Raw genomic sequence first — 13,197 nt, 5'->3', positions numbered from 1 at the left:
CCGCTGGGCGGATCGGCCCCGATTCATTTTGGGCGCCGGGTCAGAGCAGGTGGATGCGGCAGTCGGCAACCACGGCCGTCCGGGCCTGCGGGTAGCGCTCGGCGATGCCCCGGGCGAGCTCTGCGTCGTGCCGCGGCGTGGGGCAGAGCACGATGGCCGATGGCGCGCTGCGCAGGAAGCGGCCGGGGTTTTCGAGCACGTCGAGTTCCAGCCGATCCCAGTCGGGCACCGTGAGGGAGCGTCGCCCGGAATAAAAGGCGGCCTCGCTGGACCAGTCGAAGCCGTACCAGATCACCGGCTGGTCGGCGGGCGTGTTGGCCTTGACGTAGCTGGCCACCGCGAGGGTGCGCTCGGCGCCGGTGAAGCGCATGGCCTTGAGATCGAAATAGTTGTTGTGGAAGAACACGGCGTTGGAGACGACGAAGGCGACAAGCACGCCGACGCCCACCGCCCCACGGCCGAGTCGGCGCTCGCGCAGGACGTGGATGACCGCCACGCCGACCGCCACCGACAGAAACACCGAGTTCGCCGTCTGGTAGTAGTTGTGGATGGCGTGCAGGTTGGTGAACAGCAGGAAGGGCAGCACGAACAGCGCCAGGCTGGCGGCGATGATCCGCCGGGCGATACGGTCGCGGACCACGAAGAACGCGGCGATCACGAACAGCAGGCCGATGACGTTGAAGGTGGCCTTCTTGATGTTGCGGTTGAACACCACCTTGCCCCCAGAAGTCGCCGGACAGGCGTTGTTCAAGGGTGCCGTAGTTCCAGGCGGAGAGCTTGGCCGAAGTGAGCAGCGCGCCGATGGGGTTGTCGAGCTTCACTGCATCCGAGAACTTTACCCATGTCACCGCCAGCTTGACCACGAAGCCGGGGATCGGCGCGGCCTGCCGGCGGATCAGCACGAGATAGCCGGCGGCGAGGCCGAAGAGGGCCAGCACGGGCGCGGGGGTGGTGATCTTCTGGAGCAGCGCGAGGCCAAGAAAGAGGATGAGGAAGACGAAATCCCGGTTGCTCATGTCCCGCTGGAAAACCTTGAGCGCGTAGTACAGGAAGGCCAGCGTGAAGCACAGGGCCGCGCCTTCGATCATGAAGGTGCCGGCCCAGAAGAGGTAGATGGGTGAGGTGAGGAAGAGCGCGAGGGAGAAGTCGATGGCGGCCGGATCGACTTTCAGCCTGCGCAGGCCGCAGCGCAGCGGGATGCAGCACAGCAGCACGAAGATCAGGTTGATGACCCGGCCGGTGGTGGTGAGCGGCGTGCCGAGGGTGCTGGCGGCGGTGGCGACGAGCTGCTGGTAGATCGGGAGCTCGAAGGGGATCGACCAGGGCTCGCCGACCACCGGCGTGGGGTAGCGCAGCGAGAAGCCGTCGAGCTGCAGGTAATGGGCGGTGAGGGCGGTCTGGGTCTGGCGGAAGCCGTGCTGCTCGAGGATCGGCTGACCGACGTTGAACAGGTTGAGCCCGACGATCGCCACCAGCGCCAGCCAGAACAGCACGCGTGCAGTGCGGGTCAGCCCGTCTGGCATGCGGGCTCCAAAGTCGGCGTGTCCCGGGATGTGCATGGTCGGGCGGCCGGCGGTGCGTGCCGCCGGCGCGGGGATCAGATTTCGAGGTTGTCGATGAGCCGGGTGGCGCCGAGCTTGGCTGCACCCAGCACGACCAGCGGGCCATCGGCTGCGTCCTTGGGCGGGTGCAGGTCGCTGCGGCGGCGGATCGAGATGTAGTCGGGCTGCCAGCCGTGGGCGGCGAGCTCGGCCACGGCCTCGGTTTCGAGGCGCAGGAAATCGTGCTCGCCGGCGTTGATGCGTTCGCGGATCCACTTGAGCTGGCGCTGCAGGCGTGGCGCTTCGGCGCGCTGCTCGGGCGTCAGGTAGCCATTGCGGGACGACAGCGCGAGGCCGTCGTCGGCGCGGCTGGTTTCGCCGCGGATGATCTCGATGGGCAGGGCGAACTCCCGGACCATGTTGGTGATGATCATCAGCTGCTGGTAATCCTTCTTGCCGAACAGCGCCACGTGGGGGCGGACGATGTTGAACAGCTTGAGCACCACCGTGGCCATGCCGCGGAAGTGGCCGGGCCGGGCGGCGCCGTCGAGGATGTCGGTGTGGGCCGGATTGGGCTCGACGTGGTAGCGCTGGGGTTCGGGGTACATCTCCTTCTCGTCGGGCGCGAAGAGGTGGTCGACGCCGGCTTCGGTGAGGCGCGCGCAATCGTTCTGGAAGGTGCGCGGGTACTTGTCGAAGTCTTCGTTGGGGCCGAACTGCAGGCGGTTGACGAAGATGCTCGCCACCACGATGTCGGCGTGTTCGCGCGCCTGGCGCATTAGCGAGATGTGGCCGTCGTGGAGGTTGCCCATGGTGGGCACGAAGGCGACGCGGGCGTTCGGGTTGGCGGCAAGGGCGGCGCGCAGGCCGGCGATGGTCGGGTGGATCTGCATGGCGGGATCAGTAGCTGTGTTCGGGGCCGGGGAAGCGCGACTCGCGCACGTCGGTCACATAGCGGGTGACGGCTTCGTCGATGCTCGACGCGCCTTCCATGAAGTTCTTGGCGAAGCGCGGGCGCTTGCCGGGGAAGACGCCGATGAGATCATGCAGCACCAGCACCTGGCCGTGGCAATCCACGCCGGCGCCGATGCCGATGGTGGCCATGGTGTTGAGGCTGCTGGTGATGTCGGCGGCGAGCTGCGAGGGCACCATCTCCATCACGACGAGGGCCGCGCCGGCCTGTTCGAGGGCCAGGGCGTCGGCCTTCAGCACGGCGGCGCCGGCGTCGCTCTTGCCCTGGACCCGGTAGCCGCCCAGCTGATGCACCGACTGGGGGGTGAGGCCGATGTGGGCGCACACCGGCACGCCGCGCTCGACCAGGAAGCGCACGGTCTCGGCCATGAAGGCGCCGCCTTCGAGCTTGACCATCTGGGCGCCGGCGGCCATCAGGCGGACGGCGTTGCGCATGGCCTGCTCGGGGCTTTCGGCGTAGCTGCCGAAGGGCATGTCGGTGACGACGAAGGCACGGTTGGCACCGCGGCAGACGCATTCGGTGTGATAGGCCATCTGCTCGACGGTGACCGGCAGGGTGGTCTTCTGGCCCTGCAGGACGTTGCCCAGGGAATCACCCACCAGGATCACATCGACGCCGCAGCGTTCGAGCAGCGCGGCAAAGCTGGCGTCGTAGCCGGTGAGCATGACGATCTTGCGGCCTTCGGCGCGCATCTTGCCGAGCTCGAAAAGGGTGACGGGTTTGGTGTTGTCCTGCAGGTAGCTCATGACGGTTCCTCCTCGCGGCGGCAGTTAACCCCAAACTTGTGCAGGGCACAAGCGGGCGTCGGGTGCGAAAGGTCGGGAGATGGCGGGTGGTGGCGTTGGGGCGTCAGCCGGCGTAGCCGAAGAATTCCCGGTAGCTGCGCATGGCCAGCAGGCGGGAATACAGCAGCTCGAAATCCTCGTCCTTGTCGACGGGATTGAGGGATTCGGCATTCACGATGAACAGCGGCGCTGCATCGTAGTGGTGGAAGAAGGTGGCGTAGCGCTCGGCTACGCGCTGCAGGTAGGCCTCGCTGATCTTGCGCTCGGATTCGACGCCGCGGCGGCGCACCCGGTCGATCAGGATGTCGGGCTGGGCCTGCAGGTAGATCACCAGGTCGGGCTTGCGCACGCTGGGCTTCAGGCGGTCGTAGAGCTGGCGATAGAGCTGGAGTTCGTCTTCGGCAAGGTTGAGCTCGGCGAAGAGCGGGTCCTTGTCGATCAGGAAGTCGGAGACGATGCGCCGGAAGGGATCGTGGGCGTGATCGAAGGCGGCGAGCTGTTCGCTGCGCTGGAACAGGAAGGCGATCTGGGTAGGCAGGCCCCAGCGCTCCATGTTCTGGTAGAAACGCCCCAGAAACGGATTGGCGGCCGGGTTTTCGAGCAGCAGATCGGCGTTGATGCGCGCGGCGAGGCGCTTCGCGAGAGTCGTCTTGCCAGCACCGATGGGGCCTTCGACGACGATGTAGCGCGCTTTTTCGAGCATGGGGTGTCTCCGCCTTTCAGGCGCGGAAGATGAAGTACACGGCGCCTAGGATACACAGGGCCGCCCACAGATAGTCAAGCTTGAGGGGTTGCTGCATGTAGAAAACGGCGAAGGGGACGAACACCGTGAGGGTGATCACCTCCTGCATGATCTTCAGCTGAGCGAGGTTGAGCTCCTGGGCGCCGATGCGGTTGGCCGGCACCTGCAGGAGGTACTCGAACAGCGCGATACCCCAGCTCACGAAAGCCGCGATGTACCACGGATAGGTGGCGAGGTTCTTCAGGTGGCCGTACCACGCGAAGGTCATGAAGACATTCGAGGCGGCCAGCAGCAGGCTGGTCTGGGCCCAGATCGGCATTACATCGGCTCGCTGCGGGAGATTTCCTGGCTGGCCACCGCGGGGAGGAAACCGTGCGCCGGGCCGAGGCCGGGAAGAACGACGTCCGGGGCGATCTCGACGAGGGGCAGCAGCACGAAGGCGCGTTCGTGCATGCGCGGGTGGGGCAGGGTGAGCTCCGGGCTGGTCATCGTCGTATCGCCGTGGAGCAGCAGATCGAGGTCCAGCGTGCGCGGGGCATTGGGCACGCTGCGCACGCGGCCGTGACGGGCTTCGATGGCGAGGAGGGCGTGGAGCAGTTCGAGCGGCGCCAGGGTGGTGTCGACCGACACCACCGCGTTGATGAAATCAGGCTGATCCAGCAGCCCGACCGGCGCGCTGCGATACAGGGACGAGCGGGCGACCACGGTGGTGCCCGGCAGGGTGTCGAGGTCGACGACGGCGGCCCGCAGATGGCGGACCGGCTCGCCGATGTTGGCGCCCAGCGCCACGTAGGCGCGGGTGCGCGCGGGCACTGCGCTGCTCATGCGTCGGCCGGCGGATTGCTGCCTGCGCCCGAGGGCTTGCGACGACGACGGCGTTTCTTGGCGGTGCCGGCCTTGTCGGGGACGAGCATGGACTCGCGGGAATCCGGGTTGGCGTCGGCGAAGGCGTCCCACCAGTCGGGAAGCTCCATCGGAATCTCGCCGGATTGGGCGCGCAGGCGCAGGAAATCCCAGCCAGCGCGATAACGCGGTTGCTCGAGCAGGCGGTAGGGCGTCTTGCCGGCGCGTTTTTCGAAGCGCGGCTGGAGCGCCCAGATCTCCTTGATGTCGCCGGCGATGCGGCGGGTGATGGCAAGCTTGCCCGACTGCTTGTCGAGCACCGCGTCCATCGCATCGAAGAGCGCGGGCTGCGAATGGGCGCCGTCGGCCTTGCGGGCTTCCCAGTCGGCCAGCACCTCGTGCCACAGCAGGGTGGCGAACAGGAAGCCGGGCGATACCGGCTTGCCTTGGCGGACGCGATCGTCGGTGTTTTCGAGTGACAGCCACACGAAGCGTTCGCCCAGCGGCTGTTCGAGGATCACATCGAGCAGCGGCAGCAGGCCGTGGTGCAGGCCTTCCTCGCGCAGCTGACGCAGGCACTTGACCGCGTGGCCGGACATCAGCAGCTTGAGCATCTCGTCGAAGAGGCGCGCCGGCGGCACGTTTTCGAGGAGCTCGGCCATCTCGCGGATCGGGGCGCGGGCGGCGGGGTCGATGGTCAGGCCGAGCTTGGCGCCCAGGCGGGCGGCGCGGAGCATGCGCACCGGGTCTTCACGGTAGCGCACGCGCGGGTCGCCGATCATGCGCAGCGTTTTTTGCTGGAGATCGGCCACGCCGTGGTGGTAGTCGATGACGGTTTCGTCGGACGGGTTGTAGTACAGCGCGTTGACGGTGAAATCGCGGCGGGTGGCATCTTCGGCCATGCTGCCAAAGACGTTGTCGCGCAGCACCCGGCCGTGCTCGTCGGTTTCGGTGGATTCGGCGTCCTGCATGGCGCGGAAGGTGGAGACTTCGATGGTCTCCGGGCCGCTCATCACATGCACGATCTTGAAGCGGCGGCCGATGATCCGCGAGCGGCGGAACAGGGCGCGGACTTCTTCGGGCGTGGCGCTGGTGGCCACGTCGAAATCCTTCGGGGTCTGGCCGACGATGATGTCGCGCACCGCGCCGCCGACGACGTAGGCCTTGTGGCCGGCTTCCTGCAGCACCGTGCAGACCTTGTTGGCGGCGGGGGAAATCTGCTCCCGGCGGACGCCATGGCGGCTGACGGGAATCACGGCAGGATCGGGAAGGGCGTTGGCGGGTGCGGCGCGGCGGAAAACCCGGCGCAGCAGTTTGCGGATCATTGGTGGGGCTTGGATTATCGGGTTCAAGTCGCGCATGATAACCCAACGAATGGCCGGCTTTTCGTGATGTGGTCGTTTTGGGCCGCTCCGGGCTGGTGTTTCCCCTGTTTGGACGCTGATCCAGGAGGTTTTCCGATGCTGCGCTTCTCTGCCAACCTGTCTTTCCTGTTCCTCGAGCGGCCTTTTCTTGATCGTTTTGCCGCGGCGGCGGCCAATGGTTTCAAGGCGGTCGAGTTTCACTTTCCCTACGCCTTCCCCGTGGATGAGGTCGTCGATGCGGCGCACCGGGCGGCGGTCGAGGTGGTGCTGTTCAACTTTCCGGCTGGCGACTGGGCTGCCGGCGAGCGGGGAATCGCCTGCCTGCCGGATCGGGTCGGCGAGTTTCGCGACGGCGTCGAGCTGGCGGCTCGCTACGCCGAGGCGCTGGCCTGCCCGCGCGTCAATTGCCTCGCCGGGCGGCGCCCCGATGGTGTGGACGAGGCGGTGCTCACCGCCACGCTGGTGGATAACCTGCGCCTTGCCGCCGACGCCTTCGCTCCCGCCGAGCGGCAGGTGCTGATGGAACCCCTCAACACCCGCGACACGCCGGGCTTCCTGATCGACCGTACCGCGCCGGCGCTGGCCGTGCTCGACGCGGCCGACCGGCCGAACCTGGGCCTGCAGTTCGACATCTACCACGCCCAGGTGATGGAGGGTGACCTGGCGCGCACGCTCGAATCGGCGCTGCCGCGCATCGGCCACATCCAGCTGGCCGACAACCCCGGCCGTCATCAGCCGGGCACCGGCGAGATCAACTTTCCCTTCCTGTTCCGGCACCTCAAGGCCATCGGATACGGAGGCTGGATCGGCTGCGAATACGTGCCCACCGGGCCGACCGAGGATTCCTTCGAGTGGATGGTCTGAGCGGCGGAAGGATGCTTCCGGACGGAATCCATCCGCCGTCCCCGGGGCTTGCCGACTGCGTGCGCAGCGCGTTGGTCACGCATCTGCCCGGCGGTCGTTACATCCTGCCGGCGGCGCTGCATCCGGTGCTGCTGGTGATCGTGCAGGGCGGCATCGTGGTGCTGCGCGATGGCGTGGAGGTGCCGCTTCCCCGGCTGGCGTTGTGTGGCGGGACACGCGGCCCCCGCGATGCCCGGGCCGAGGTGGGCACCCGGATCGTCACCCTGTCGCTCCTGCCCGGCGGGGTGGGGGCGCTGTTCGGCGTGCCGGCGGGAGCGCTGATGGAAGAGGCGGTCGACCTGGCGGAGGTGCTGGATGGCGCTGGCCGAGGAGTGCTGGCGCGTTTTGTCGACGGACTGGCGCCCGCGGATGCGACGCAGGGCGATCTTCTCCGGCTGTGGAGGCTGCTGGAAGCGCTGCGACGCGATACCGCTGGGCAGCCCGACCTGTGGGTGCCCCCGGCGCTGCTGTCCCTTCCCGGCGCTGCGCTGGCGGCGCAGTTCGGCCTTGGTCAGCGGCAGTTCGAACGGCGCTTTCGGGATAGCTACGGCCAGCCGCTGCGGAGTTATCGCCAGCAATTGCGCTGCAGCCGCCTGCTGCAGGCGCTGGGTGCGGCGACGAGTCCGGCCGACGGCTGGGCGGAAATTGCGGTGGCCGCGGGATATGCGGATCAGGCCCACCTGTGCCGGGACGTGCGGCGTTTCACCGGGCATTCGCCCGCCGGCCTGCTGGCGGGCGTGGCGGGCGACGATCCGGCGTTCTGGCCCTATCGCATCGACCCGCTGATGCGGGCACGGCATTTCGGACCCTCCGGTTTCTGATTCCTCGGGCTGGCATGTCGTCTGGGTTCAATACTGCCGGGCGGCACGCGGGCAGGCTGACGTCTTCCATCCACTCAGCCTGCCCACGCCATGACCCGACCACGCTTGCCGTCTTCCCGAGATTTTCCCGCCGCGTCGCTCGACCCAGGTCGGCGCGGACATTTCGTGGACTCGTCAGCCAGGGAGGGCGCGTGATGAACGACAGCCAGCTGAATACGCTCACCGCCTCGGCAGCCGCGCAAGACATCCGTGAAGGGCGCCTGTCTGCCGAAGCCTTGCTGGATGCGTGTCTGGCGCGGGTTGCCCGCTTCAATCCGGGCCTAAATGCTTTGGTGACCCTCGATGAGGCTGGCGCGCGGGCCGCCGCGAAGGCCGCCGACCGGAAGCGCGCCTCAGGCGGGGATTTGCCGCCGCTGCTGGGTGTGCCAGTGTCCATCAAGGACGCGTTCGAAACGCGGGGCCTGCGGACGACGGCGAGCTTCAAGCCGCTGACGGATTACGTGCCGGACCGGGACGCGACCGTGGTGGCTCGCCTGCGGGCGGCCGGGGCGGTGATCGTCGGCAAGAGCAACCTGCCGGAGCTGGCCGGTGCGCCCCATTGCTGGAGCCCGCTCTTCGGGCTGACGCGCAATCCCTGGAACCCGGCCCTGACGCCGGGCGGCAGCTCGGGCGGCGCAGCAGTCGCCGTGGCCGCGGGCTTCTCGTTGCTGGAGGCCGGCAGCGATCTGGCCGGGTCGATCCGGATTCCGGCGGCGTACTGCGGGGTGAGCGGTTTCAAGGCCACCGAGAACCGCATTCCACGCACCGGCCACATCCCGCACCTGCCGGAACATCTGGGCGGCGTGCGCAGCGTGCGGCGGATGTTGTCGTTTGGCGCGCTGGGGCGCTCGGTGGCCGATCTTCAGCTTGGCCTTGCGGTGATGGCCGGGCCCGATGGGATCGACAGCGAAGTGCCGGCGCTTCCGGTGGCCGGGGCGTCGCGCCGCGATGATGGCCGTCCGCTGCGTCTGTTGCTGTGGGACGACTGGGGGCTGCCCCTGTGCGAGCGGACCCGGGCGGTGTTCGCGCGGCTGCCGGAGAAGCTGTCTGCCGCCGGCCATGTGCTTCGTCGCGGCTCCGGGGCGGGAGTCGACCCGGCGGAACTGAGGGAGGTCTTCGGGCTCATCGCTGGCGTGGAGATCGGGCTGGGCATGCCGGGCTGGCAGCGGCACGCGTTTCTGGTGCTGCGGCACCTGCTGCCCCCTTCGGAACAGTTGATGCGCGCGATCTCCCGCGGCTTGCGTTTCGACATGCGGGCGTACAACCGGGCGCTCGATCGACGGGAGCAGTGGATCCAGCAACTGGAGGCCGAACTGGCCGATGTGGATGCGCTGCTGTGCCCGGTGGCGAGCACCGTTGCCTATCCCGGCCAGCCCCTCGGGCCTTTCGACCGGCCGCCCCGGCTTACTGTGGCGGGCCAGCGGCTGCCCTACCTGGAGGCGACCATCGGGCTGACGGTGCCGTTCTCCCTCAGCGGCAGCCCGGTGGTGGCGCTTCCGGCGGGTGTCGAGGATGGGCTTCCGGTGGGTGTGCAGCTGGTCGGCCGGCGCTGGGGTGATGACGCGTTGCTGGCTGCGGCGGCACGGCTCGAGCCCGCGCTGGGTGGTTTTCTGATGCCGCCAGCCCTGCGTTGATCGACACGGCCCGCGCCCCTTTACAGGGGCGTCCCGGCTCTCTTAGACTGCGTCGAACTTGTCAGACAAGCTGACCAATGGCCGCGACCCGCTTCCATCAGATCAACCGCCCCCAGCGCCTTTCCGATGCCGTCGGATTGGCGCTGGAAAAGCGCATCCGCAGCGGGGCGCTGACGCCAGGCGAACGGTTGCCGACGGAAGCCCAGTTGGGCGCCCAGTTTGCGGTGAGCCGGGCCGTGGTGCGCGAGGCGGTGGCGCGGCTGAAGGCCGAGGGACTGGTGGAGAGCCGTCAGGGTTCGGGGGTGTTTGTTGCCACGCGCCCTGGTGCGGCGGCCTTCCGGATGAACGCTGGTTTGCCGGCGAGCGCCCACGACGCGCGGGATGTGTTCGAGCTGCGCCTGATCGTCGAAGCGGCCGCGGCCGAGCGGGCCGCCGTGCGGCATACCCCGCAAAGCCTCACGCAGATTGGCGAGGCGCTGGCCGCGATGGACGCGGCCATGGAGAGCGTGGCGGACTCGGGCGACGGGGCCGGCGCCGACGACGCCTTTCACTGCGCCGTGGCGGCGGCAAGCGGCAACCCGCTGATCCATCGTTTCATCGAATTCGTGAGCCAGGAGTTCTCCGGCTCCCGCCAGCCCACCTGGAGCCGCGACGGCCGGGATGGCGGGCTGGCGCAGGCATCCCAGAACGAACACCGGGCGCTGTTCGAGGCCATCGCGGCGGGCGATCCCGCTGCGGCCCGGGCGGCGGCCGAAAGGCACATCGTGAGCGCCGCGGGGCGCCTGGGCGTGATGCTGTCGCCCCGCATGAGCGGACCGAACAACGAGGAGGAGACCTGATGGGCGAGCCGGCCGATCTACCCGATTTCAGCGTCGCCGAGCGCGACTTTTCAACGGTGGACAAGGCGCGGCTGGTCTCATCGCTGTCGCGCGTGCTGCCCGCAGCCAGCCTGCTCCACGATCTGGAAGACCTGCGGCCCTACGAATGCGACGGCATGTCGGCGCTGCGTCAGGTGCCAATGGTGGTGGCGCTGCCTGAAACCGAGGCGCAGGTGGTGGAGATCCTGAAGATCTGCGCCGCCCTGGGCGTGCCAGTGGTGGCGCGGGGCGCGGGCACCGGGCTTTCGGGTGGGGCGCAGCCGCACAAGTTCGGGTTGGTGCTGTCGCTGGCGCGCTTCAAGAAGATCATCCGGATCGACGCTCACGCCCGCCGCGCGGTGGTGCAGCCGGGCGTGCGCAACCTGGCGATTTCGGAAGCCGCGGCGCCCTTCGGCCTTTATTACGCGCCCGATCCGTCGTCGCAGATCGCCTGCACAATCGGCGGCAACGTGGCCGAGAACTCGGGCGGCGTGCATTGCCTCAAGTACGGGCTGACGATCCACAACCTGCTCAAGGTGCGCGGCGTGACCATCGCCGGCGAGATCGTCGAGTTTGGCAGCCTCGCGCTGGATACGCCGGGCTACGACCTGCTGCCGCTGGTCACGGGCTCGGAGGGCATGCTGGCGGTGGTGACGGAGGTGACCGTCAAGCTCACCCCCAAGCCGCAGCTCGCCCAGTGCGTGCTGGCCGCCTTCGACGATGTGGTGAAGGCCGGCGAAGCGGTGGCGGCGGTGATCGCTGCGGGCATCATCCCGGCCGGGCTGGAGATGATGGACCAGCCCGCCACGGCGGCGGTCGAGGAGTTCGTGCATGCGGGCTATCCGCTGGATGCCGAGGCGATCCTGCTGTGCGAATCCGACGGCACGCCGGAGGAAGTCGCCGAAGAGATCGCCCGCGTTCGCGCCATCCTCGAAGCCAGCGGCGCGACGGAGGTGCGTGTGTCCCGTGACGAGGGCGAGCGGCTGCGCTTCTGGGCCGGTCGCAAGGCGGCGTTTCCGGCGGCGGGGCGGATCTCGCCGGATTATTACTGCATGGACGGCACGATCCCCCGCAAGCGCCTGGGCGAGATGCTGAAGGCCATCCAGCAGATGGAAAAGAAGTATTCGATGCGCTGCATCAATGTGTTTCATGCGGGCGACGGCAACCTGCACCCCCTGATCCTCTTCGACGCCAACAAACCCGGCGACCAGCACACGGCCGAAGCCTTCGGGGCGGAGATCCTGGAACTCTCGGTGGCGCTGGGCGGCACGATCACCGGCGAGCACGGCGTGGGCATCGAGAAGATCAACCAGATGTGCAGCCAGTTCGCCACCCCGACGCTCAACGCCTTCCACCGCGTGAAGGCGGCGTTCGATCCGCAGGGGCTGCTCAACCCGGGCAAGGCCATCCCGACCCTCAACCGCTGCGCCGAATACGGCCGCGAGCGGATGGGGGCGAACGTGGTCCAGGCTCATCCGGATCTGCCGCGCTTCTGATGGAAACGATTTCCGAAGGATGGCTGCAGTTTCTGTTCGTCGCCGTTCCGGTGCTGTCGCTGATCGGCACCTGGATGGGGCTGCGCACCGCGGGCCGGCTGGCCGAGCGGCGCAACAAGGAGGAAGGCAAGCGTGAGCGAGCTGATTCAGGCGTGGAGTGAGCGCATCCGCGCGGCGGCGGCGAACCGCCAGCCCCTGTGCATCCGCGGCGGCGGCACCAAGGCGTTTTACGGCGGGCCGGAGGTGGGCGAGCCCATTCTCACCGATGCATACCGGGGCATCGTCAATTACGCGCCGAGCGAGCTGGTGGTGACCGTCCGCGCCGGCACGCCGCTGGCCGATCTGGAAGCCGCACTGGCGGCCGAGAACCAGATGCTGGCCTTCGAGCCGCCGCATTTTGCCGACGGCGGCACCGTGGGCGGCTGCGTCGCGGCGGGCCTTGCCGGGCCGCGGCGGGCGGCGGTGGGGGGCGTGCGGGATTTCGTGCTCGGCGCCACCCTCATCGACGGGCGCGGTGACGTGCTGCGCTTTGGTGGTGAGGTGATGAAGAACGTGGCAGGCTACGACGTCTCGCGCTTCCTGGCGGGCAGCCTTGGCACCCTTGGGTTGATCGCCGAGGTGTCGCTGAAGGTGCTGCCGAGGCCGGTGGCCGAGGCGACCTTGCGCTTCGAGATGGACGAAGCGGCGGCGTTGCACCAGCTCAACGTGTGGGCCGGCCAGCCGCTGCCGGTGTCGGCCAGCGTCTGGCGGGGTGGTGTGCTCCATCTGCGGCTCTCCGGCGCCGGTGCAGCGGTGGATGCGGCGATCGCACGCCTTGGCGGCGAGCGGCTGGCGGACGCCGCTGCGGCGGTGCTTTGGCGCGGCCTGCGGGATCATCGGGATGACTTTTTTGCCGGCACACTGCCCCTGTGGCGGCTCTCGGTGCCCAGCGACGCGCTGGCCGTGGCCTTGCCCGGCGAGCAGCTGGTGGAGTGGGGCGGCGCCCAGCGCTGGCTGCGCTCCGATGCGCCGGTGGTGGAAATCCGCGTCCGCGCGGCAGCCCTCGGCGGCCACGCCACGCTGTTTCGCGGCGGCGCGGGACGCAGCGATGTCTTCCATCCGCTGCCCGCGCCGATGCAGGCCCTGCAGCGCAATCTCAAGCAGGCCTTCGACCCGGCAGGGATCTTCAACCCCGGTCGCCTTTATCCGGAGTTCTGAGC

The 13,197-nt window shown here is 68.5% G+C and carries 15 protein-coding genes; 8 read left to right on the top strand and 7 right to left on the bottom strand.

Features of this window, described 5'->3' with window-relative positions:
• Positions 1–40: 40 nt before the first annotated feature.
• Positions 41–751, bottom strand: coding sequence for a hypothetical protein (locus tag GH681_RS12050; protein WP_153161726.1), 711 nt, complete (start codon positions 749–751; stop codon positions 41–43).
• Here GH681_RS12050 and GH681_RS12045 point away from each other — a divergent pair.
• A complete protein-coding gene (locus tag GH681_RS12045; RefSeq protein ID WP_153161725.1) occupies positions 744–1,121 on the top strand; it encodes a hypothetical protein in 378 nt (125 codons plus the stop codon). The genes GH681_RS12050 and GH681_RS12045 overlap by 8 nt on opposite strands.
• Positions 1,122–1,597: 476 nt before the next feature.
• On the opposite strand, the gene panC is transcribed toward GH681_RS12045, so the two are convergent.
• The 6 genes from panC to pcnB form a co-directional block, all read right to left on the bottom strand.
• Positions 1,598–2,434, bottom strand: a complete 837-nt coding sequence (gene panC, locus GH681_RS12040) for a pantoate--beta-alanine ligase (protein ID WP_153161724.1) — start codon at positions 2,432–2,434, stop codon at positions 1,598–1,600.
• A gap of 7 nt (positions 2,435–2,441) precedes the next feature.
• Positions 2,442–3,260, bottom strand: coding sequence for a 3-methyl-2-oxobutanoate hydroxymethyltransferase (gene panB, locus GH681_RS12035; RefSeq protein WP_153161723.1), 819 nt, complete (start codon positions 3,258–3,260; stop codon positions 2,442–2,444).
• Positions 3,261–3,363: 103 nt separating this feature from the next.
• Complete coding sequence (locus GH681_RS12030) at positions 3,364–4,002, bottom strand: deoxynucleoside kinase (protein WP_153161722.1); 639 nt, start codon at positions 4,000–4,002, stop codon at positions 3,364–3,366.
• Positions 4,003–4,018: 16 nt separating this feature from the next.
• Positions 4,019–4,360 carry a DMT family protein gene (locus GH681_RS12025; RefSeq protein WP_153161721.1) on the bottom strand — a complete coding sequence of 114 codons (342 nt, stop codon included), beginning with the start codon at positions 4,358–4,360 and terminating at the stop codon, positions 4,019–4,021.
• Positions 4,360–4,866: a 2-amino-4-hydroxy-6-hydroxymethyldihydropteridine diphosphokinase gene (gene folK / locus GH681_RS12020; RefSeq protein WP_153161720.1), complete on the bottom strand. Its 507-nt coding sequence runs from the start codon at positions 4,864–4,866 to the stop codon at positions 4,360–4,362. Before folK ends, GH681_RS12025 begins: the two co-directional genes overlap by 1 nt.
• Positions 4,863–6,209 (bottom strand): polynucleotide adenylyltransferase PcnB, encoded by a 1,347-nt coding sequence (gene pcnB, locus GH681_RS12015; protein ID WP_153161719.1) that lies wholly within the window; start codon positions 6,207–6,209, stop codon positions 4,863–4,865. Before pcnB ends, folK begins: the two co-directional genes overlap by 4 nt.
• A gap of 135 nt (positions 6,210–6,344) precedes the next feature.
• Between pcnB and hyi the strand changes: the two genes are divergently transcribed.
• The 7 genes from hyi (at position 6,345) to glcE (ending at position 13,195) form a co-directional block, all read left to right on the top strand.
• Positions 6,345–7,112: a hydroxypyruvate isomerase gene (hyi, locus tag GH681_RS12010; protein WP_153161718.1), complete on the top strand. Its 768-nt coding sequence runs from the start codon at positions 6,345–6,347 to the stop codon at positions 7,110–7,112.
• Complete coding sequence (locus tag GH681_RS12005; protein WP_153161717.1) at positions 7,100–7,972, top strand: AraC family transcriptional regulator; 873 nt, start codon at positions 7,100–7,102, stop codon at positions 7,970–7,972. Before hyi ends, GH681_RS12005 begins: the two co-directional genes overlap by 13 nt.
• A 194-nt stretch (positions 7,973–8,166) precedes the next feature.
• Positions 8,167–9,645 carry an amidase gene (locus tag GH681_RS12000; RefSeq protein ID WP_153161716.1) on the top strand — a complete coding sequence of 493 codons (1,479 nt, stop codon included), beginning with the start codon at positions 8,167–8,169 and terminating at the stop codon, positions 9,643–9,645.
• 77 nt (positions 9,646–9,722) lie between these two features.
• A complete protein-coding gene (locus tag GH681_RS11995; RefSeq protein WP_153161715.1) occupies positions 9,723–10,484 on the top strand; it encodes a FadR/GntR family transcriptional regulator in 762 nt (253 codons plus the stop codon).
• Positions 10,484–11,998 (top strand): FAD-linked oxidase C-terminal domain-containing protein, encoded by a 1,515-nt coding sequence (locus tag GH681_RS11990; RefSeq protein ID WP_153161714.1) that lies wholly within the window; start codon positions 10,484–10,486, stop codon positions 11,996–11,998. Before GH681_RS11995 ends, GH681_RS11990 begins: the two co-directional genes overlap by 1 nt.
• Complete coding sequence (locus GH681_RS11985; RefSeq protein ID WP_153161713.1) at positions 11,998–12,159, top strand: hypothetical protein; 162 nt, start codon at positions 11,998–12,000, stop codon at positions 12,157–12,159. The genes GH681_RS11990 and GH681_RS11985 overlap by 1 nt, the downstream gene beginning before the upstream one ends.
• Complete coding sequence (glcE, locus tag GH681_RS11980; RefSeq protein ID WP_153161712.1) at positions 12,131–13,195, top strand: glycolate oxidase subunit GlcE; 1,065 nt, start codon at positions 12,131–12,133, stop codon at positions 13,193–13,195. The genes GH681_RS11985 and glcE overlap by 29 nt, the downstream gene beginning before the upstream one ends.
• Positions 13,196–13,197: the final 2 nt, after the last annotated feature.

The organism is Zoogloea sp. 1C4, from assembly GCF_009469605.1.
GTDB classification, from domain to species: Bacteria; Pseudomonadota; Gammaproteobacteria; order Burkholderiales; family Rhodocyclaceae; genus Zoogloea; species Zoogloea oryzae.
The sequence above is the reverse complement of the archived record's forward strand: the minus strand, read 5'-3'. Positions and strand labels throughout refer to the sequence as shown.